The sequence below is a fragment of the bacterium SCSIO 12643 genome (genome assembly GCA_024398135.1).
Classification (GTDB): Bacteria; Bacteroidota; Bacteroidia; order Flavobacteriales_G; family Salibacteraceae; genus CAJXZP01.
The window spans coordinates 2,170,438-2,192,465 of the sequence record CP073750.1 but is presented as its reverse complement, the minus strand read 5'-3'; the positions used below and the strand labels follow the sequence as shown (position 1 = coordinate 2,192,465).

The following is a 22,028-nucleotide window of genomic DNA, read 5'->3' as shown; positions in this document are numbered from 1 at the left end:
AGTTTTCTATTTTCCTCCTGGGATAGCAACTCCACCCGAAACGATAAACTTCATCACTTCAGCAGACGAAGCATCTATAGGTGTTATATTTTCTCTATCTACAATAAATAAGTTCCCACTAAAAGCGTAGGAATGGGGTAAATATACGGCTACTTTCTCTTCCCCCATGTTAAGTGTTGTCAAATTCTCCTGTGTGATAAATCCCAACTTTTGGATATTGGACTCTTTACTCAATTTAACTAAGACCGGATGATTGAACTTTCTTTTCTCCCCTACGAAAGCCGATAACAAATCTTTTATCGCAGTGTAAATCGTACGGAGTAAAGGCAGTCTCTTTAATACCGCGTGAAACCACTCATTTAATTGACGCGCGATCAGCGTATTTCCCAATACACCAATAAACGTAATCACCACCAGTAAAATAATAACCCCGGAACCCGGAAATGGATGATATGGCAACAACTCATCCACGACCACAAACATTTTGTAAACAATGAACATGGTCAACGCCACAGGAACAACCAGCAACAATCCCTGAAGAAAATATGAAACCAGTTTACGCATCTAGAGCTCTTTTAAAGATTCTCTTAATTTCTTACTTAATCCTTTTACCACCATATCATATGAATGATCGATCAGTTCTATAATTAATTGATCGTTAACGGAACCATCCGTAGATACAGTATTCCAATGTTTTTTATTCATGTGATACCCAGGTTGAACTCCATCATATTGTTCACGCAATTCAATGGCTCTCTCCGGATCACATTTTAAATTTATTCCTTCAAATGTATCTATGCCTGTTATAGCAAATATTTTATCACATACTTTAAATACCAATGTGGTTTCATCAAATGGTAAATCTTCACTGGTTCCGGGCTTTGATAAACAGTATGTTCTAAATTCTTCGATATGCATTACCCAATAGGTATTTTCTTGGAGCTCTTAACGGTTGATAAAATAACGTTTGATTTTAATTGACCAATCACTTCAATGTGACTCAATTTCTGATTGATTAATACATCCAACCCCCCAACATCTTTTACAATCACACGCAATAGATAATCGTAATCACCTGTAACCTGAACACACTCAATGATCTCATCAATTTGTTGAATCTGAGAAGTGAATTTTTGCATGGCATTCTCGATTTGGCGTGCCAAAGTTACCTGAATGGTTACGTTTAAATCATAACCCAACTTAGCTGCATCCACCTCTGCATGATAGCTCTTTAAAATCTTCGCTTTTTCTAATTTTCGTACACGCTCTAATGTTGGTGCCGGAGATAATCCAATCAGATTTGATAAATGTAAATTTGTGATCCTTCCGTTTTCTTGTAGCACGTCCAGAATCTTTTTGTCAATTGCATCTATTGCATATTCAGTTGCCATATTCCAATATTTATTTTTTTGCTGTCATCTTATGTAAAATGGGTCTAGATGGTGAGGCATCATTCTCAAACGGAGCAACCTGCAAATTCATTAAATACATCCCATCCTGTATCTCATTGGGAATAAAAACGAATTCCGTTATTGTACAATGCAATCGATCCGTATTCGGATAATTCCAAAATGCTTTGTGTGACTTTAACTCTCCAGCATCTACTTCTCTATCCACAGATGGCATATCAATCAATAAATGCTCAACACCAATATCTCTCAACCATAACGTAGCTGCTTCATCCAAATAAGCCGGATTTGTATGCGAGTAATTCATGGTTAATTTAGATTCATTATTGGGTAATGTACGAATGATAACAGCTTTAGGTTTTTTATCTCCTAATTTTTCTTGTAGCTGTAATTTTTTAATAATTCGATCTTCCCCTTCAATCTCCGGGTTGACACTTATAAGTTCAGTAACAAAATAATGTTCTTTTAAATGGGCATTCACAGAGTATATTTCCTTACTGATATGCCCCATACACTCTGTATGTGTTACATGCGCATGCGGATTAAAACCGATATTTCTAAAATTTACTGAACTTCCCTGGGCAACTTCTCCAACAAAACTTCCGTCTACTACGGGAACGATCTCTGGTGCATCCAGATACCACGCTTTTAATCCGCTTTTATCTCCATTCATTGGAATAGAAATATCGTGGTATTGGTTTAAATCTACCAGATAATTTACATTGTTATGTGTAAGAGAAATTTGCACGAGCAAAAATTTTAGCTCTGCAAAATATAATTTTTTATACAATCAAGAACAAATCAGAAGAGATTTTATCGGCCATATACTTCCCTTTTTGGGATAAAAAATAGGTTTGACCATTCTGATTTACATGTCCGGAGTTTAAATATTTTTCGATATGACTTTCAAATAACTCAAAATTTGAAGTACCGAACTTTTCTCTCATTTCTTCCCCATCAATTCCCCATTGCGTTCTTAGTCGGGTTAAGATATATTCATTATACCTATCCGTCTGACTCAAAATTTCTCTTTCACCCATTAATGTTCCCTGACGAATTCCCTGAGTATATTTCATATTAGAATTTACATTCCATTGACGAACCTCACCATCAAACGAATGAGCTGCCGGACCCAATCCTAAATACTTTACCCCAAACCAATATGAGGTATTGTGTTTGGAATGATATCCCTTCTTTCCGAAATTAGATATCTCATAATGATCAAAACCTGCTTGATCTAATTTTAGGATGAGTAAATCCAATTGAGCATTGTACGTTTGATCTTTCTCGACTTTAAGGTTCTGTACTCTTTCCAGGTATCCAAATTGGGTTTGTGGTTCAATCGTCAACCCATAAGCCGATAGATGCGGGAGATCCAATTCTAAAAATTGATCTACATTATGGGTCCACTGCTCCATAGTCATATCCGGGATTCCATATATCAAATCCATGGTAATATTATCAAACCCGTAAGCTTTTGCGCGTTTTAATCCATCTACTGCTTGATTGCTGGTATGTGCACGATTCATAAATTTGAGATGCGCCTCATAAAAAGATTGTACACCCACACTCAATCTATTTACACCAAAACCTTTCCAGGCTTTAAGATTCTCATCGGTTAAATCATCCGGATTAGCTTCTAATGTAATCTCAGCGTCTGGCACCACATGAAATAAACTTCTGGATTCTGATATCAATTCCCCAACATAGTCAACAGGTATAGAAGATGGGGTTCCTCCTCCCAAATATATGGTGTGAATGTTTTCTCCATTCAGGTAATCTTTCCTCAATTTCATTTCTCCCAGAATGGCTTCAACCAGACTATCCACATTTCTGAAGTTTGTCGAAAAATGAAAATCACAATAGTGGCAAGCTTGCTTGCAAAATGGGATATGAATATATATTCCAGCCATGTTATTGCTTCAACTCAATTCTAAATGTGGTTCCTTTATCTTGTTCACTCCATTTCACCCAAATCTTACCATTATGGTATTGTTTAATGATTCGTTTGGATAACGAAAGGCCAAGTCCCCATCCACGTTCTTTAGAGGTGACACCAGGCTGAAAAACCTCTTCTCTCTTATTGTATGGAATACCCTTACCGGTATCAGTCACCTCCACCACAGTTTTATCAGCTTCACTTAAAACCTCAATAGTAATTTTACCTTTTCCTTTCATCGCATCGATTCCGTTTTTACACAGATTCTCAATAACCCAATGAAACAAAGGTTCATTTAATGGAGATTCTACATGCTCGTTATTCATTCCTTTCAACTCAATCTCCACTTTCCTTGGTGCACGGGTACTAAAATATTTAACGAATTTCTCTAGAGACGTATACACATTTTGATTCTCCAGATTCGGCTTCGCCCCAATCTTTGAGAATCGATCTGTGATCATATTCAAACGCTCCACATCCTTCTCCATTTCAGTGATAATGCTGTCATCCACGTGCTTCATTCGCAAGACATCCATCCATCCCATTAATGAAGACAAAGGCGTTCCCAATTGATGCGCAGTTTCTTTAGACATCCCTACCCAAACATTGTTCTGCTCTGATCTTCTAAAAATACTAAACAACCAGTATCCAGTAAGCACAAACAAAATGACCACACCAATCTGAACAATTGAATAATACTTCAGTTTTTTCAATAAATCCGAATCTCCATAATAGATGTAGTTGATTTCCTGAAACTCCAAATCAACCACAATAGGCTCATTGTCTGAACTTAAATTTCTCAAAGCTCTTTCTAACTTTGACGGATCTGTTAAGATTTCAGTTGAAATTTTATTGGAAGCCACTACAGAATCTCCCTGCAAATAAATTACAGGTGTAGAAGCCGCCATTGATATAATCTCATCCACGAAACTGCTTTGAATTTCGTTAAATGTTCTTCTGAGTTCTTCTAAAATTCTGGAGTCTTTATAGTACATGTAAATGTACTCGTCATCAAAATAATTGATATCTATTCGATTTCCCTGAGCCTTCATAACCTGAAGCACCGAATCCAAATAAATTTGATTTTGACTATACCCCCAGCTTCGCTCTTCACCCTGAAGAATGGTCGTATCTATTAAGCCTTCCAGGTTTCGCGAACTGGTTATTTCACCCTGTTGATTGGTTAATATAATGGGAATCGTATTATTACCTTCAATAATCTCAATCGCCAAATTACCAATGGCATTTGATCCGGTTGCAGAGGATAAAGTTTCCGTAGCTTGCGCCCACAGTTTAATCTTTTTTTCTTCTTCCCCGGCCAGTTCTTTAAACAGATTCTGAGCTTTTACCAATCGATCCGCTTTACCTTGAATCGCCTCTGCCCACAACCTGATTTTTTTACGTTCTTCCTGAGACAACTGACGTACTAATCTGCTGGAATAAAAAAATGAAACGCCAATAATCAATAGGGCAGCCATCACCAAAGCCCTTTTCCAAATGGCCTTACGTGAATAAAAATTACTGTTGTTAACTAATGCACCCATATGTTATCGTTTTCGTTTGATTTTAATAATCATCGTCATCAAAATCCCATTCTTCAAAGTCTTCCTTTTCTTTCTTCTTCTTTTTCTTCTTCTTTAAAATTTTATTGATCAATGAAGAATCCTTTTTTACAACTACTGAGTCCTTTTCGGTATTGCCAGAGTCCACAACCACGGTATCACCAAACTCACCCAAATCTACATCATATTCAAATATCTCCTCCTCTTCTTTAACCACAACGGAGGTATCATTTTTAAATAATCCAAGTTCTTCTTTTAAGACAGATTTGGCTTCGTTCAGTTCTTCCTGGACTTTAGCCTGATTGTGTTTTTTAGATCCATTTTTATCTAAATCAACTTCAATTTCACCATTTTTAGTATACACATGTAAATATACCATACGATTTCCTAAATTATCATCTTTGATATATCCATACTCTGTGGTTATTCTTTCCTTCTTACTCAAAACCTGTTTGAGATTAAAATTCATGTAATAATCCATCTCATTGTCAAAACTATGTTTCCCTTGAATACTAATATTCATAGCCGAGGAATGAATATCCATTCTCGGGATATTGATCATCTCATTTTGAATAGTGATGTGATTACTGATTGTATCAAATTTGATGTGATGTAACCTTTTTTCAAAAGCATCCAGATTTACAAAAAGCGCAATAATCTTATTGCTTTCAATGTCTTTAGGAATATCATAAAGCAACTTATACTCTATTAATTCCCCATTTACCAAAATCAAATCACCATCTACATAAATGGATCGTTGATTCACTTTAAATGAGTGATCGGACTTAAAACGAAAATCTATACTGCAATCCAGATCACCTTTAAAATGTTCATAGGTCAGCGTCTTTTGACCGAAGTTGTCAAAAGTTTTCATGAATTGTTCAATTTGAACTTTTTGCGTTTTTAAATGCCCGTCAAACAAGATGTGATTTGCCACCTGATTCATTTGCAAATCCAAATACATCTTACCACCAAAACCATCCACATAGGTATCAGATAATCGCAACTTTTGAGGATAATAAGCTACGTTAGTCCGAAGATTGGTCAACTCAATTTTCTCACTTTTAAAACGTCCAATCTCTACGTGTCCCGTATAGGAAATATTTCGAGGTAGTTCAAATTCAGAACCTTTAGATTCCTCTTGTTTTGATGTCCAATGGGAACTATCAAAGACTTTAGTTGCGACATTGCCTCGCAATCCTAACATCTTCTTTTGATCCAATACAAAACCCAACCAATTTGAAACTTGAATATTCGCCATCGTTTCAGATTGAGAAACATTACCTGAAAAGGATTTTATATTCGCAACATCCTGATTCAATTCAATCTGTGTACTTACATTTTTAATTTGCGGAATATCTTTTATTTCAAAAGCAGCCTGTTTTAATTGAATGGTAGCTTGTCCACGAATAGTCTGAATATCACGACTGGTAATAGAATCCATTTCTTGAATGGTTCCTGTTAGTTTTGCTTTGAAATCCGCGGTACCCGACATGGCGAAGTCTTCACCCAAATCCACCAATTTCGTCAATTGTAATAAATCCACATTTCCCTGTGCTTCGAGCTTATACTTTGGGTGTTTTAGATTTCTCAGATTTAGTGTTCCATTTACGGTTCCTTCACTGGTAATGATTTCAAACTCCTCCAAATCTAAAGTAGTTGTTACTGGTGAATTAGATTTCCCCAAATCAAAAGTTCCTTTAGCATGTGGAATATCTATAGAAATATTTGTGGATTTGTTCTTAAATCTTCCTCTACTCAATTCAAAATTTCCAGCAATTTCAGGTCTGGTCGCACCCTTTTTTCTTTCCACATCCAGATTCATATCTACAGCTCCATCCAGCTGATATGTATTAATAAACTTAATGTGTTTCGATGGAATTAACGATTCAGCCTGATTTAAATCCAGTGCTTTTGCCTCAAATGAATAATGAAAAGAATCCGTCCCGGTTTTTCCCTTCACATTAAAATCATATTGATCTCTAAGAGTAAGGTAGCCTCTGGAAATTTGAAATGCCCCGGTTTCTAAATTGATTTCAACACCTATGTCTACATGAACATCTTCTCCTTCTAAATAGGAAGTCTCATCTAATTGCAATTCTTTCACATAGGTAGAGCCAAACAACGCAGTATGCACTTCTTTATCCGAAAATGATCCTTTCGCGATAATCTTAGGAAAAATAAAACGATATTTATCGGAAGTTGAAAAGTCTCTATATCCAACTTCACAATTTTTCAGTTGTACTCGGCTTAGGTCTACTTGAAAACTACTTGTTGTTTGCGAAGTATCTTCTTTAAAAATGGAATAATTGACCAACCCATTTTCAGCTATCTCCAAATTCACCTTACCATTTTCCGCTTGAATTCCATTTAATACATAATGACCATTAAATATATCAATGACATTAAACGATAATGCAAACTGCTCGAATGCAAAAAGTGTATCAGGATTATTAGAGTATGATTTAGACTCAAAGCCAACAACATATTTTAGATTGACCGATGCTTGTGGAAAATCAGAAACAAAAGACAAATCAATGGTTTGTACGTTTATTTCCGCATTTAGGGTTTTATTTAATTCTGCTTTAACTGTTTCGACTACTTTATCCTGGTATATAAAACCAAAAACCACCAAAATTGAAAACATTAATGCTCCAATAATGGTGGTATAAATGAATAGTCTTTTTATGATTCGCATCTAGCGATAACGATAGTAAAAATCAGTTAGTATTAATTGCTTTTTAACATTTTCAAGCTACCAACTTCTAATGGGTCTAAGAAACGGAATTTACCTCTTCCTAATTTTTTCTTAGTAATTCCAGCGAATGAAATTCTTTCTAACGAAACCACTCTATAACCCATAGATTCAAAAATTCTACGGATCACACGGTTCTTACCTGAGTGCAATTCCAATCTCACGCTGTCTTTAACTCCATCTTTATAGTAAAATGCTGAATCGGCTTTGATCACTCCATCAGCCAGTTCAATTCCCTCAGTCACACGTTTTAAATCTTCCGGAGTCACGTCTCTATCCAGTTTCACATTATACACCTTGGTAATTCCGAATGAAGGATGTGTCAAACGTGTCGCCATTTCTCCATCGTTAGTTAACAATAACACTCCTGTAGTATATCTATCTAATCTTCCAACCGGATAAATTCTCTCTTTACATGCATTCTTAACAATATCAATTACGGTTCTTCTTCCTTGAGGATCATCTAACGTAGTAATGGTATCTTTTGGTTTATTTAAAACCACGTACACCATTCTTTCCATCTTCAACTCTTCTCCAGCTAACTTCACTACATCCCCTTTCATCACACGGGTACCTAGAGTGGTAACAGGATTATCGTTAATAGAGACAATACCTGCTGCAATTAGTTTATCCGCTTCACGTCTGGAACAAATCCCTGCATTCGCAAGATATTTATTAAGTCTTTCTCCGTCTTTCTCATTAAAAGCACGCTCTATACCTTGTGCTTTTGGAATAAAACTTTGTTTTCTACGTGGTTTATAGCCTTGTTTTCTATAATGATGGTATCCGTTTTTATCAACCTTGGTATAAGCTCTTTCACCTCCAGAATCTGCAGAATATCTGTTTCCATCCACCCCGCTATCACTCTCATTAAAATCCTGGCTAATTCTTATTCTTCGTCTTCTCTGTCCGGCAGGTCTGCCTTCACTATTATTTTCTGTACTATTAAAATCGTCCCGACTCATAATTCAAAAATTTGGTATGTGTTTATTTAGCGCGCAATAATACGTTTAATTTGTATATCCCTTGTCTAATTTATGTCATAGAGTGTTAAAAAACGGCTATCTCAAACATCTGTCCTAACCTCGGGTCATCACCATCTAGGTACAAATGCGCTCTTAATATGATTAATACTTTGTTCGCTATGATTAATTGTTACACCAAAAATATCAAACCGTGCTTCATTATCCAAATCATTTTCAATTAAATACTGATTTGCAACACGAATGATCCGTTTCTGCTTTTGCAGATTTACAGCTTGTTCTGGCGTTTCAAAAAAGCAGGTTGCGCGCGTCTTCACTTCAATAAAAACAATAAACTCATTTTCTTGAGCGATTATATCAATTTCATCTCGTCCAAATCGATAGTTCAACTCCAAAATAGAATATCCATTGGCGACAAGATATTCCTGCACTACTTTTTCTCCTGCTTTACCAAGTTCATTGTGAGAAGCCATTACTCAATACATTCTAAAAATGAAAATTCTCCTTCCACTTGAAGAACATGCGTTTTACCCAATATTAAAGCTCTATTATCTAATTGATGTCCTGCCGGGAAATCAAAAGCTATCGGATAGTTTTTATCTCCGACCACTTCAAGTATTAAATCTTCTACTGTACAGCCAAACGTTTCATCAGCACTTTTAATATCTGTAAACCCTCCAATAATTAAACCTTTCAAATTATCCAGTTTTCCTGAATATTTCAAAGACCATAACATACGATCTAATTTATAAGCGTACTCCGAAACATCTTCTAAAAACAAAATCTTCCCTTTTGTTTCTATATCTAGATTTGTCCCTATTAAACTTTCTAAAATCGCCAAATTCCCTCCAATCAATTCACCTTCCGTTCTTCCATTTACACTTCTTGCGCCTGAATTGAAAGTTATCCTATAGGATTCTCCAAACATGGCATTTTTAAGTGTCATAAGCGTTTCACCACCTTCATCTAACCTATCAAAATATAGAGGCGCCACCGCATGTATTGATGGAAGCGTTAAATCACAATTCATCTTATTATGTAAAACAGTAATGTCACTAAATCCAATCATCCATTTAGGCAGTTCTGAAAACTTTGCATAATCCACCTGATGCACAATTCGAATGGTTCCGTAGCCTCCACGAGCACATACAATAGCTTTGGCTTTTGGATGATCTAAGGCCCATTGTAAATCCTCAGCTCGCTTTTGGTCGGTTGCTGAAAAATAATGATGCTTTCCCAAAGCATTTTTTCCAACTTCAACCTTTAACCCCCAATTCTCAAAAAGTGTAACCGCAGCATCTACATCTTTTTTCTCAATCGCCTTTGCTGGCGTAATAATTAGAACCAAATCTCCTTTCTCTAAAGGTGAAATATTTTTACCCATATAATTGCAATTGTTACGCACAAAAGTAAAAATGTGCATCCATTTCGTTTACAATAACAATCTGATATTCAAAAAACTTTGAGTTTCTAAAAAAGATTGTACATTTGCAGCCCACTTTTGGGACGATATTACTTTATTGAAGGCATGACCAAACTAGAAGGATATCTAAAACAGTTTGTTATCCAGTTCTCTGGATTGAAACCAGGTCTTCATGAATATGAGTTCGATATAGTGGATATGTTCTTTGAACGATTCAGTATTGAAGATGTTACTGGTGGTCAAATCCATGTAGATTTTCTTTTATCAAAAAGAGAAAATATGATGGATTTCACATTTAAGTTAAACGGGACACTCCATAGTTCATGTGACCGATGCTTGGAAAGCATGGATATTCCGGTTGAAACGGAAAAAGAGTTGATTGTTAAATTTAGTGAGGCTACTGATGAATCTAATGATGAAATGGTTGTCCTGGGTTTTGATGCTTATCAAATTGATATCGCGCCATACCTTTATGAATTTATCGCATTAGAGTTACCTTTGAGAAAAGTACATGATGAAAATGATTGTAATCCGGAGGTAATAAATAGATTACATCCTGAAAATAATGAATCTGAAGAAGAAGATGAAACCCCATCAGTATGGGACAAATTAAAAAAGTTAAAGTAAGAAGTTAAAGATTAAAAACGAGATATTATGGCACATCCTAAACGGAAAATTTCGAAAACTAGAAGAGATAAAAGAAGAACGCATATCAATGCTGAAATGCCAACAATTGCTATTGATTCAACAACTGGTCAACCGCACTTATATCACAGAGCACACTGGTTTGAAGGAAAACTTTACTACAAAGGAAAAGTAGTAATGGAAAAAGAAACTATGGCATAATTAGTCTTTTAACGAATTTCATTCAAAGACCTGCATTTAATATGCGGGTCTTTTTTTGTTTGGAGCAATTAATTTTATTAGGCCTACCTAATAAAGCAAAGTTTTTTAACAACAATGTTATGGCAATATGAAGCCAAAACATTTTTTACTTTAAGTGTTTTAAATACTTTCGTCTCCGAATTATGCTTAAAAAGCATTCAAATATATCTTCATAATGGGCAAGGTTACGGCAGCGATTACTGGTATTCAGGGTTTTCTACCTGATTACGTGTTGACCAACAAGGAATTGGAATCAATGGTAGATACATCAGATGAGTGGATTGTATCGAGAACCGGGATAAAGGAAAGACGCATTTTAAAGGGTGAGAACATGGGTCCAAGTGATATGGCTGCTCCTGCAGTGATCGAACTCATGGAAAAAACCAACACCAACCCAGATGAAGTTGAGCTACTCATTTTTGCTACTGTTACTGCAGATTTAATTTTCCCTGCTGCTGCTAATCTAACTATGCACAAAGCCGGTATAAAAAATGGCTTTGGCTATGATATCAATGCTGCGTGTTCAGGGTTATTATATGCATTGGCTACAGCATCAAAATTTATCGAATCGGGTCAATACAAAAAGGTTATTGTTTGCGGATTTGATAAAATGTCTTCTATCATTGACTATACGGACCGAACTACATGTGTCATCTTCGGTGACGGTGGTGGAGCCATTATGTTAGAAGCAAACACTGAAGGTTACGGAATTCAAGATTCTATTCTCCAAAGTGATGGTGTAGGATGGAAACATCTGCATCAAAAAGCGGGAGGTTCAGCCAACCCTCCAACGCAAGAAACAGTTGCCAACCGTTTACACTATGTATACCAGGAAGGACAACCAGTATTCAAATGGGCAGTATCAAAAATGGCTGATGTTTCGAGAGACATCATGGATCGTAACAATCTTAAGCCGGAAGATGTATCTTATTTAGTACCGCATCAAGCGAACTTAAGAATTATTGAAGCGACCAGAAGAAGAATGGAGATTGAACCTGAAAAGGTAATGATCAATATCCAAAAATACGGGAACACTACAGCGGGAACCATTCCGCTTTGTTTATGGGAATGGGAATCACAACTTAAAAAAGGTGACAATCTTATTTTAGCAGCCTTTGGTGGTGGATTCACATGGGGTTCCATTTACCTTAAATGGGCTTACGACAGCAAATAAAAATCAACAGATTATAAATTAAAGGGATAGAAAAATTGTAGATTGGGTTAAATTTTTACTTTTATCCTTCCTTATTAAAATTGAACATAAATTTTTAAATTATGGATATAGACAAAATTCAACAGTTAATCAAGTTTGTATCAAAACAAGGTGTTTCAGAAGTTGAGCTAGAAACCGAAGAGTTTAAAATCACGATCAAATCTGATAAGCCTGCAAAAGGTAAAGCTGAGCCTCAAATCATCCAGGCACAAATGCCAATGATGCAACCAATGGCGGCAGCGCCTGTAGCGGCTCCTGCGCCAGCAGCAGCACCTGCTCCTGCTCCAGCGGCACCAGCAGCAGCGCCTGCACCAGCAGCGGCTGAGAAAAAAGAAGAAGAAAATAATTACATTACTGTAAAATCTCCAATGATTGGAACTTTCTACAGAGCTTCAGGTCCAGGGAAACCTTTATTTGTTGAAGTAGGAGATCAAATCAAAGAAGGATCTGTAACATGTATTATTGAAGCGATGAAACTATTTAACGAAATAGAATCTGAGGTTTCAGGTAAAATTGTTAAGATCTTAGTAGATGATGCTTCTCCAGTAGAATATGATCAACCGTTATTCTTAGTTGATCCATCATAATTTATAAACGCTTAAATCTAAATATATGTTTGGATTAGGTAAAACGGACAAAAAAAAGAATCAGATGTTTAAAAAAATTCTGATTGCTAATCGTGGGGAGATTGCCTTACGTGTTATCCGTACCTGTAAAGAAATGGGCATCAAAACGGTGGCTGTTTATTCTAGTGCAGATGCTGATAGTTTACATGTAAGATTTGCTGACGAAGCAGTATGTATTGGACCTGCAAGTAGTGCTGAATCTTATTTAAAGATTCCAAATATTATTGCAGCTTGTGAAATTACTAATGCGGATGCGATTCATCCGGGTTACGGATTTTTATCTGAAAATTCTAAGTTCTCAAAAACATGTGAAGAACATGATATCAAATTCATTGGTGCTTCTGCTGAGATGATTGATAGTATGGGAGACAAATCGAATGCTAAGGCGACCATGAAAAAAGCAGGTGTTCCTTGTATTCCTGGTTCTGACGGTCTTTTAAAAGATGCAGCACATGCTAAAAAAGAGGCTAAAAAAGCTAAATATCCTGTAATGCTTAAAGCTACTGCCGGTGGTGGTGGTAAAGGTATGCGTTTGGTATGGAGTGAAGATGAAATTGAATCTGCATTCGAATCTGCAAAACAGGAAGCAATGATCAATTTTGGTAATGATGGAATGTACCTTGAGAAATTCATCGAGGAACCTCATCATATCGAAATTCAAATTGCGGGTGATAAATTTGGTAAAGCATGTCACTTATCAGAAAGAGATTGTTCTATTCAAAGACGTCACCAAAAATTAGTTGAAGAGACTCCTTCTCCATTTATCGATGCGAAACTTCGTGAGAAAATGGGTAAAGCTGGTATCAAAGCGGCAGAAGCAATTGGATATGAAGGTGTTGGTACTGTAGAATTCTTAGTAGACAAAAACCATGATTTCTATTTCATGGAAATGAACACTAGAATTCAAGTTGAGCACACTATTACAGAGGAGGTTGTTAATTATGATTTGATCAAAGAGCAAATCAAACTTGCAGCTGGCGAGCCAATTTCTGGTAAAAATTATTATCCACAGATGCATGCGATCGAGTGTCGTATCAATGCTGAAGATCCATATGCGAACTTTAGACCAAGTCCGGGTAGAGTAACATCATATCACGCTCCGGGAGGTCATGGAATTAGAGTAGATACTCATGTTTATGCTGGATATACTATTCCTCCTTTCTATGATTCAATGGTTTCAAAACTCATCTCTGTAGCACAAACCAGAGAAGAAGCAATTGAGAAGATGGAACGCGCATTAGATGAATACATCATTGAGGGTGTCAAAACCACAATTCCATTCCATCAAAAACTGATGAAAAACGAACAATTCAGAGAGGGTAAGTTTACCACTGCTTTCTTGGAAGAATGGGATTTTACTAAAGCTTAGTAAAATTTTAAATCATAAATTAAAAGGCATCTGAGTTCAGATGCCTTTTTTATTTGATGAAAATACGTACAACAAAAACCCTCCAACCCGATAGATTTCTTCCTTTCTTTTTCTTAATTTGTAGTAAATAAAAAAAGGAGGGGTTTATGAATGTATTAGTCATAGGATCAGGAGGTAGAGAGCATGCCTTATCGTGGAAATTAGCTCAAAGTGAGAAAGTAAATCAAGTATATATTGCTCCTGGAAATGCGGGAACATCCAGTGTTGGAATAAATTTAAATGTAGGTGTAAACGATTTTGATGCTATTAAGCAAGAAGTTCTTAATCATCAAATCGAAATGGTCGTTGTAGGACCTGAAGATCCATTAGTAAAAGGTATTAGAGATTACTTTGAATCGGATTCAGAATTAAAGAATATTCCTGTTATTGGCCCAAATGCATTAGGCGCTAAATTGGAAGGTAGTAAGGAATTTTCAAAGGAGTTTATGATGCGTCATAATATTCCAACTGCCAGATATGCTTCATTCACCTCAGAAAATATCGATGAAGGTTATGAGTTTTTAGAAAGCTTAAATCCTCCATATGTTCTTAAAGCCGATGGACTAGCTGCGGGTAAAGGCGTTTTAATTTTGGAACACTTAGGGATCGCTAAATTGGAGTTAGAAGCTATGTTAGCTAAAAACAAATTTGGTGAAGCCAGTAAAAAGGTGGTTATTGAGGAGTTCCTTGCCGGAATCGAACTATCGGTTTTTGTACTTACTGACGGTAAATCTTATAAAATTCTTCCTGAAGCTAAGGATTATAAAAGAATAGGTGAAGGTGATATCGGATTAAATACCGGTGGAATGGGAGCAATTTCTCCTGTCCCTTTTGCGCAAGGTGAGTTCTTAAGTAAAGTAGAGGAAAAGGTAATTAAACCTACTATTGATGGATTAAATAAAGAAGGTTTTGATTATAAAGGTTTTATCTTTATTGGTTTGATGAATCAAGATGGTGAACCATTTGTTGTGGAGTATAATGTGAGAATGGGTGATCCTGAAACGGAAGCCGTAATTCCAAGAATTAATTCTGATCTGATGGATTTATTCGAAGGTGTTGCTCAAGGCAATTTGGCTGATAAAGAATTTGAAATCAGTCCTAAAACCGCTACGACTGTAGTAATGGTATCTGGAGGCTATCCCGAAGCTTACGAAAAAGGAAAAACTGTTACCGGTTTAAATGAAACTGACACGTTAGTGTTTCACGCAGGAACAACTACCAATAATAATGATCAGGTAATTACTAATGGAGGCCGTGTATTTGCTGTAACAGGGTTAGCTTCTTCACAGAGCGAAGCATTGGACGTAGCGTACAAAAACGTAGAAAAAATTAAGTTCGATAAAGTAAATTATCGAACTGATATAGGTTTCGATCTAAAGTAAAGATAAGATCTTAAGAAAGTGGTGATTTATTTTAATTTACCACTTTCTTTCATTTCAGCTGAATTATACTTCTGTTGCATAAACATCCATACAATCAGTGCAATTGTAATAATTGAAATGTAAAGCCAGTTAACGAAGTCACCTAAGACTGGAAGAATTTTAAAAGTTTCTGTAAAAAAATCTCCTACCGCGTACCAAAAATCACTTGAATTCATCTGTCAAATTTTAATTACCGCAAATTTATAATTAATTCAATATGTTGCTACGAATTTTTAGAACAAGTCAGCCATTATCTTGGATTTTAATTATCGTTTTGATCACTATTCTTAGGGTTGTTCTCTTTAGTTTTTTTTATGAATCTGAACAGTCGTTCGACAATAAGCTCATTTCTAGCAATATTCTAAACCAATTTGGTTCTGGGTTTCCCTGGATTTCCCATATTACATCTACCATCTATATTTTATTTTCCGGGTTATTCTTTAATCGAATTGTCCAAAATCTGAATCTGGTTTCCGGCATTCATTATTTATTATTTTTTCTTTTTGGGATTTTCATCTCATTTTATCCGGAAAATCTAATTCTATCCCCTTTTGTAACTGCTGTTCCGCTGTTATTACTCAGCTATCATCTTATCATGACCCAATTTAAAGGAATGCTCCCTATGAGTATTGTTTTTAACGCCTCATTTTTTATCGGTCTGGCTTCTATGATTTATTTTCCTTCTGCTATTCTACTGGCGATTCTCATTTGGAGCTTGATTTATCTCAACCAAACCTCTTGGAGACACTTTTTTATAGCGGTCATTGGATTTGGTACTCCAGCCTTGTTTTTTGATACTATCGTATTTTCTTTCTCTCTTCCAGTTGAATACATTTTCAGTTATTGGTCGGACCAATTCCAACCTTTAGATTTGAAAAACTATCTACCAGCTTATGCGACCTATACCATTCTTGGACTTATTCTACTTCAATCCTTCATCTACTTTCGAACAGTATCAAAATCAATTATCAAGATTCGCAAAGCATTACACTTATCTTTCTGGTATTTAATTCTGGGAATCATATTCAACGGTTTTCTTTCTGCTCCGTTTCCCAATATGGTTAACGCAATTATTATTCCACTATCTATGCTTTTTACCATATTTCATCTGGAAGTTAAACGTTGGTGGATAAGTGATCTATTTTTCATTGCCTTGATTGGAAGTCTTGTTTCCAGCTATTTATATACATAATTCACATTATCTTTTTCGTTTCATGTGGATTCCATCAAAATTCTGTTCTTTTGCATGAATTAAACCAAGCACATGGAAGAACAAGTCGTTTTAGTAGATCAGGAAGACAATCAAATTGGTCTTATGGGAAAAATGGAAGCTCATGAAAAAGGCCTATTGCATCGTGCTTTTTCCATTTTCGTTTTTAATTCCAAAGGTGAACTACTTATTCAACAACGTGCACATACTAAATACCATTCAGCAGGTGAATGGGCCAATACATGCTGTAGTCATCAAAGAGACGGTGAATCCACATTAGATGCTGCTCACAGAAGACTTCAGGAAGAAATGGGATTTGACGTGGAGTTAAATGAAGTTTTCAGTTTTACTTATAAAAAAGAATTTGGAAACGGATTAACCGAACATGAATTTGATCATGTGATTTTTGGTCAATATGATGATGCTCCTGTAATGAATCCTGAAGAAGTAGCCGATTGGAAGTACATCAGTATTGAAGATCTGAAAAAAGATATTGAACTTGAACCGGAGAAATATACCATTTGGCTTCAAATTGCATTAAAAGAAGTAGAAACCCATTTATCAAAATCTTAATTATGAAGGTACGCGTTAGTAGAAAAGCTCACTTTAATGCAGCTCATAGACTTTACAACCCTAATTGGTCTAATGAAAAAAATGATGCTGTTTTTGGCTTATGTAATAATGCGAACTACCATGGTCACAATTATAATTTAGTGGTTTCAGTTACTGGTGAAATTGACCCGGATACCGGATACGTTATCGATATGAAAATCCTAAAAGACATCATTAATCAAAAGGTTGTCGAAAAAATGGATCATAAAAACTTAAATCTTGATGTACCTGAATTTAAAAACCTCATTCCTACTGCAGAAAATATCGTGATTGTCTGCTATAATTTAATCGAAGAAGTACTTCCTGAAAACTTAGAGTTACATATTCAATTGTTTGAAACCGAAAGAAATTCAGTTTCATACCCAGCCTAGCCCAACCAACCATCTCGATCCAAAGAGCGGTATTGTATCGCTTCAGCAATATGCTGAGATTTTATTTTCTCGCTAGCATCCAGATCCGCAATTGTTCTGGCAACTTTTAAAATTCTATTATAAGACCTTGCGGAAAAGCCTAATCGTTCTACCGCATTCTTAAGTAATTGCTCTCCCATTCCATCAATCTGACACCATTTACGCATTTGCTTTGGTTCCAATTGCGCGTTAGAATATATTCCTTCAATACCTTCGTATCTTTTATTTTGAATACTTCTTGCAGCCACAACTCTCTGTCTAATTGATTGACTGCTTTCTCCTTCTGCCCTGTTCTTCAATTCTTCAAATGGCACACTGCTGACTTCCAAATGCAAATCAATACGGTCCATTAATGGACCTGAAACTTTATTTAAATATCTCCGAACCGACTGTTCACTATCAGTTGAAGTTATCGGATCATAAAAATCGCCACTTGGTGAAGGGTTCATGGAAGCTACCAACATAAAAGAAGCAGGGAAATCCACGGTAATCATTGCTCTGGATATCGTTACGTATCGATCTTCCAACGGTTGTCTCATGACTTCTAATACGGTTCTCTTAAACTCAGGTAACTCATCTAAAAACAGAATTCCATTATGTGCTAATGAAATTTCTCCCGGTTTAGGATTTGACCCTCCACCTACTAAAGCTACATCAGAAACCGTATGATGTGGATGTCTAAATGGTCTTTGCGTGATCAACGGAGTAGACTTGTCCAATAATCCGGAAACCGAATGAATTTTAGTCGTTTCAAGCGCTTCATCTAAAGTTAAAGGAGGTAAAATAGTCGGAATCCTCTTGGCTAACATAGTTTTTCCAACTCCAGGAGGTCCTACCATAATTACATTATGTCCACCGGCAGCTGCAATTTCCAATCCTCGCTTTACATTCTCTTGTCCTTTTACATCTGAAAAATCGACACTATAAACTTGATTATCTACACTAAACGTTTCTGACAATTCAATATGAACAGGTTCCAAATTACTACCAAACCTGAAAAAATCAATAACCTCCAGAATATTCTTCACACCATACACATCCAGACCTTTCACTACTGCAGCTTCTTCTGCATTGTCGTAGGGTAAAATAAATCCTTTAAACCCATCTAACTGTGCCTGAATCGCAATGGGCAATGCGCCTCTGATAGGCCTTAAATCACCATCTAAGGACAATTCTCCCATTATAATGTATTGATCAATATCCGGAGCATCTATTTGTCCTGTAGCAGCCAATATTCCCATCGCAATAGTTAGGTCATATGCACTCCCTTCCTTACGAATATTTGCAGGAGCCATATTGATGGTAATTCCCTTGACCGGAATCTTATACTTATTGTTTTTTAAAGCGGCATCTATTCTTTGTTGACTTTCTTTTACCGCATTATCCGGAAGACCAACAAGAAAAAAGTTGACTCCGGCACTTACATTAACTTCTACAGTGATTTTTTGCGCATCTATACCATATACGACAGATCCATATGTTTTTACGAGCATAAGTATTGGGTTTTAGAATGCTCAAGATATAGATTTTAGCTGATTATGTTACTATATTCTTCAAAATCTTTACTCTCTCAAAATCGTAAAGTTGTTGCTAATGGTACGGTCTATCTCAGGTATTGTCAAAATATAATAATATGTTCCGTCCGGAATTTGGTATGCGTCCCAATTATTTAAGTAAGGATAAGACTCATATAATAACACACCCCACCGGTTAAATATCTCCAACTTTGCGGGAGGAAAATACTCTAAAGCCGGGAAAATTAGAAAGTCATTAATAAAATCTCCATTTGGGGTAATAATATTCGGTCCCACCAATGATTCAATTATTTGTAATGACCTTTGCGTAGAATCTGAACATCCCAAATCACTTTGCACCCACAAAACAATATTCTGAGTTCCGGTACTTGAATAGGAATGTGCAGGGTTTTGAACCAAAGAAGAATCTCCGTCACCAAACTGCCATAGCCAATTGATAATTGCTCCAGAGGAGATCGTTGAAGAGTCATTAAAATTAACTACTTGTCCAACAATAGCGACTCCTGACGGATTTGTACCAAACCGGGCAATAGGATTTACCCCTTTAATTACAGTTACTTTTGACGAATCTATACATCCAAACACATCTGTAACTGTTAAAGCATAACTTCCTGAATCTACAGTAATGGTTCTTGTTGTATCTGACGTACTCCACAAAAAAGTCACATTGTTCGTTGCTCCTTCAAGAGTAGTTCGATTTGAATCACAAATAACTGTATCTCCATATATAATAGCGTCAGGAATAGATTGGATCACATTAAAGGAAGCAGAAGTATTTCTACAACCATTGGTGTCGACAACAGTAACCGTATTCATCCCACTTCCTGCTTTAATCGTTCTTGTAGTATCACCATTTGACCACAGGTAAGACACCCAATTTTCAGTGGTTAATAACACACTATCCTGATGACAATAAAAAGTATCACCACTAATTGTTGGCTGTGGCAAAGGGACCTGGGCAATATTCACAGAATCTACCCCCAAACAACCGAAATACATCACCTGAACACTATAGGTTCCAGGTGAAGAAATCATTATGGTATCTGTGGTATCCATAGTACTCCAAATCACAGAATCATACTGTTGGTAGGTATACAATTCCAAACTATCTCCTGCACACAATTTATCTTCGTTAATTACCGGTTGCGGGTCAATGGTTACCACATTGTATTGCGCTGATGACTTTTCACACAACCCTTTTGTAACGGTCACTGTATATAATCCGGTATAACCGACAATTGAATTGGTATCAAGTGCTCCGGTACTCCACTTATAACTATCGTATCCGGTTCCTACATCTAATAAGGTTGAATCTCCAATGCATAAAGTCGAATCACTACTAGTTATAATCGGGTTCAAAATTGTACTGTCCACAAATATGACCAAATCCACATATGTTGTTTCCGCAGGTGTCCCATTATCAATTGCCATGATTTGTAAATTATGATATCCCACATTTGTCAGACCACCAACTACATAAGCATCTAATGATGCATTTACTCCAGCTATATTATTTACAACTGTGAGTCCAGGGAAAGGTGTATTCACAGTAATCGCAGTTATTTGGTTTTGCTCTGGCGAAATAAACGATAAATTAAAGTTTAATGTATCTCCTCTACATACACCAATCGTATCACAAGAGTTCAATCCGGTTACGATAGGTGGTGTATTTGAGCTGTTACATGCATTAAAATACATAGATTGATCATCTAACCATGAAACACCATCATTGTTGCTATATGGTCCATCATAAGCCGTTCCAGCGGTATCAAATCGCCCAAACTGAATGAAATCCACACCATTTCCTAAATTGGCTCCAACAGTTGCTGCAATCCCTCCAAATCCGTTGACTCCATTTGATGCTGCTCCCGTAGTCCATTGCATATCTTTATAACAAAAGGCTACATTATTTCCATTTGGAATTAGCGGGTCGGTACCATCGGTTATAATCAATTGAAAAGTATTGCGCTTATCATTTTCTCTGTTATAATATCCAACATCCACCCAGTTAACAATCATTGCTGTTGGTGTGATTTTATACCAAATCTCTCCACCAGCAACTCCATTAGCATCCAACCTTGTATCCACATCTCCCCAAAAAGGAGCCACCATAACAAAGTTGTTACTTGGGAATGACGTGCCCGAGAAAGTGGAATAAGGTGTTCCGAACGAAACATTTCCATTGATATTTATATATACCGAGTTGTTGTTTGTACCATAAAAACAAAAATTGAATGGTAGGTTAATCAATGGAGAACTCCCATCGTCATCCGGGCCCACAGCCAAAGTATAGGTTGAATCCGGTTCAATGTAACAACTACAATCTCCCGCAGCTCTACTTCTGTTTCGTCCAAAATCAGGAGCAATCACAATATTCGATGATGTTGAAGAGTTTACAATTCTATAATTGCCAACAGGATTCAGCTTACCCGCTTCTTTTAACTGTTCGTACTCTACTGTACCTATTTTACCTTGTGCCAAAAGAAACCCGGACAGAATCGAAAAAATCAGTAGTAGTATATATTTCATCTCGTATAATTATAAAAGTCTTACAAGCTCGGGACATGTAATTCCTCGCTAATATAATCATAATTATGAATTGCTTTTTAGTCGGCTTCCCCAAGGTGTTACTATCTC

At 36.3% G+C, this 22,028-nt stretch carries 22 protein-coding genes; 9 read left to right on the top strand and 13 right to left on the bottom strand.

Annotated elements, in window-relative coordinates:
• Positions 1–6 precede the first annotated feature (6 nt).
• The 10 genes from KFE94_09275 to KFE94_09230 form a co-directional block, all read right to left on the bottom strand.
• On the bottom strand, positions 7–564 hold the full coding sequence (locus tag KFE94_09275) for a DUF502 domain-containing protein (GenBank protein ID UTW64874.1): 558 nt from the start codon (positions 562–564) through the stop codon (positions 7–9).
• Positions 565–918, bottom strand: coding sequence for an MmcQ/YjbR family DNA-binding protein (locus KFE94_09270; protein UTW64873.1), 354 nt, complete (start codon positions 916–918; stop codon positions 565–567).
• Complete coding sequence (locus KFE94_09265; protein ID UTW64872.1) at positions 918–1,391, bottom strand: Lrp/AsnC family transcriptional regulator; 474 nt, start codon at positions 1,389–1,391, stop codon at positions 918–920. Before KFE94_09265 ends, KFE94_09270 begins: the two co-directional genes overlap by 1 nt.
• 10 nt (positions 1,392–1,401) lie before the next feature.
• Entirely contained in the window at positions 1,402–2,157 is a 756-nt protein-coding gene (locus KFE94_09260) for a cyclase family protein (protein UTW64871.1), read from the bottom strand.
• 34 nt (positions 2,158–2,191) lie between these two features.
• Positions 2,192–3,322, bottom strand: coding sequence for a radical SAM family heme chaperone HemW (gene hemW, locus KFE94_09255; protein UTW64870.1), 1,131 nt, complete (start codon positions 3,320–3,322; stop codon positions 2,192–2,194).
• A 1-nt stretch (position 3,323) separates the two neighbouring features.
• Positions 3,324–4,892 (bottom strand): HAMP domain-containing histidine kinase, encoded by a 1,569-nt coding sequence (locus tag KFE94_09250; protein ID UTW64869.1) that lies wholly within the window; start codon positions 4,890–4,892, stop codon positions 3,324–3,326.
• A 22-nt stretch (positions 4,893–4,914) separates the two neighbouring features.
• Complete coding sequence (locus tag KFE94_09245) at positions 4,915–7,608, bottom strand: hypothetical protein (protein UTW64868.1); 2,694 nt, start codon at positions 7,606–7,608, stop codon at positions 4,915–4,917.
• 32 nt (positions 7,609–7,640) lie between these two features.
• Entirely contained in the window at positions 7,641–8,630 is a 990-nt protein-coding gene (locus tag KFE94_09240; protein UTW64867.1) for an rRNA pseudouridine synthase, read from the bottom strand.
• A 128-nt stretch (positions 8,631–8,758) separates the two neighbouring features.
• Positions 8,759–9,121: a YraN family protein gene (locus KFE94_09235; GenBank protein ID UTW64866.1), complete on the bottom strand. Its 363-nt coding sequence runs from the start codon at positions 9,119–9,121 to the stop codon at positions 8,759–8,761.
• Complete coding sequence (locus KFE94_09230) at positions 9,121–10,032, bottom strand: LD-carboxypeptidase (GenBank protein UTW64865.1); 912 nt, start codon at positions 10,030–10,032, stop codon at positions 9,121–9,123. The genes KFE94_09235 and KFE94_09230 overlap by 1 nt, the downstream gene beginning before the upstream one ends.
• Before the next feature lie 144 nt (positions 10,033–10,176).
• Between KFE94_09230 and KFE94_09225 the strand changes: the two genes are divergently transcribed.
• From KFE94_09225 to purD, 6 genes are all read left to right on the top strand, one after another.
• Positions 10,177–10,698 carry a DUF177 domain-containing protein gene (locus KFE94_09225; protein UTW64864.1) on the top strand — a complete coding sequence of 174 codons (522 nt, stop codon included), beginning with the start codon at positions 10,177–10,179 and terminating at the stop codon, positions 10,696–10,698.
• 27 nt (positions 10,699–10,725) lie between these two features.
• A complete protein-coding gene (gene rpmF / locus KFE94_09220; protein ID UTW64863.1) occupies positions 10,726–10,917 on the top strand; it encodes a 50S ribosomal protein L32 in 192 nt (63 codons plus the stop codon).
• 214 nt (positions 10,918–11,131) lie between these two features.
• Positions 11,132–12,130, top strand: coding sequence for a ketoacyl-ACP synthase III (locus KFE94_09215; protein ID UTW64862.1), 999 nt, complete (start codon positions 11,132–11,134; stop codon positions 12,128–12,130).
• Between the two features lie 101 nt (positions 12,131–12,231).
• Positions 12,232–12,756 carry an acetyl-CoA carboxylase biotin carboxyl carrier protein gene (gene accB / locus KFE94_09210; GenBank protein ID UTW64861.1) on the top strand — a complete coding sequence of 175 codons (525 nt, stop codon included), beginning with the start codon at positions 12,232–12,234 and terminating at the stop codon, positions 12,754–12,756.
• Between the two features lie 64 nt (positions 12,757–12,820).
• Positions 12,821–14,164: an acetyl-CoA carboxylase biotin carboxylase subunit gene (gene accC, locus KFE94_09205; protein ID UTW68249.1), complete on the top strand. Its 1,344-nt coding sequence runs from the start codon at positions 12,821–12,823 to the stop codon at positions 14,162–14,164.
• A gap of 146 nt (positions 14,165–14,310) precedes the next feature.
• Positions 14,311–15,585, top strand: coding sequence for a phosphoribosylamine--glycine ligase (gene purD / locus KFE94_09200; GenBank protein ID UTW64860.1), 1,275 nt, complete (start codon positions 14,311–14,313; stop codon positions 15,583–15,585).
• A 26-nt stretch (positions 15,586–15,611) separates the two neighbouring features.
• Here purD and KFE94_09195 read toward each other — a convergent pair whose 3' ends face one another.
• Positions 15,612–15,800 carry a hypothetical protein gene (locus KFE94_09195; GenBank protein ID UTW64859.1) on the bottom strand — a complete coding sequence of 63 codons (189 nt, stop codon included), beginning with the start codon at positions 15,798–15,800 and terminating at the stop codon, positions 15,612–15,614.
• Between the two features lie 41 nt (positions 15,801–15,841).
• Between KFE94_09195 and KFE94_09190 the strand changes: the two genes are divergently transcribed.
• The 3 genes from KFE94_09190 to KFE94_09180 all read left to right on the top strand — a co-directional run bounded on the left by KFE94_09190 (position 15,842) and on the right by KFE94_09180 (position 17,817).
• Positions 15,842–16,816, top strand: coding sequence for a hypothetical protein (locus KFE94_09190; GenBank protein UTW64858.1), 975 nt, complete (start codon positions 15,842–15,844; stop codon positions 16,814–16,816).
• Between the two features lie 72 nt (positions 16,817–16,888).
• Entirely contained in the window at positions 16,889–17,407 is a 519-nt protein-coding gene (gene idi, locus KFE94_09185) for an isopentenyl-diphosphate Delta-isomerase (GenBank protein ID UTW64857.1), read from the top strand.
• Between the two features lie 2 nt (positions 17,408–17,409).
• Positions 17,410–17,817, top strand: a complete 408-nt coding sequence (locus tag KFE94_09180) for a 6-carboxytetrahydropterin synthase (protein UTW64856.1) — start codon at positions 17,410–17,412, stop codon at positions 17,815–17,817.
• Here KFE94_09180 and KFE94_09175 read toward each other — a convergent pair.
• Both KFE94_09175 and KFE94_09170 read right to left on the bottom strand, forming a co-directional pair.
• Entirely contained in the window at positions 17,814–19,349 is a 1,536-nt protein-coding gene (locus tag KFE94_09175; protein UTW64855.1) for a YifB family Mg chelatase-like AAA ATPase, read from the bottom strand. The genes KFE94_09180 and KFE94_09175 overlap by 4 nt on opposite strands.
• A gap of 69 nt (positions 19,350–19,418) precedes the next feature.
• The gene (locus KFE94_09170) at positions 19,419–21,920 is read right to left on the bottom strand and encodes a gliding motility-associated C-terminal domain-containing protein (GenBank protein UTW64854.1); all 2,502 of its coding nucleotides are present in this window, start codon (positions 21,918–21,920) and stop codon (positions 19,419–19,421) included.
• Between the last annotated feature and the right edge of the window lie 108 nt (positions 21,921–22,028).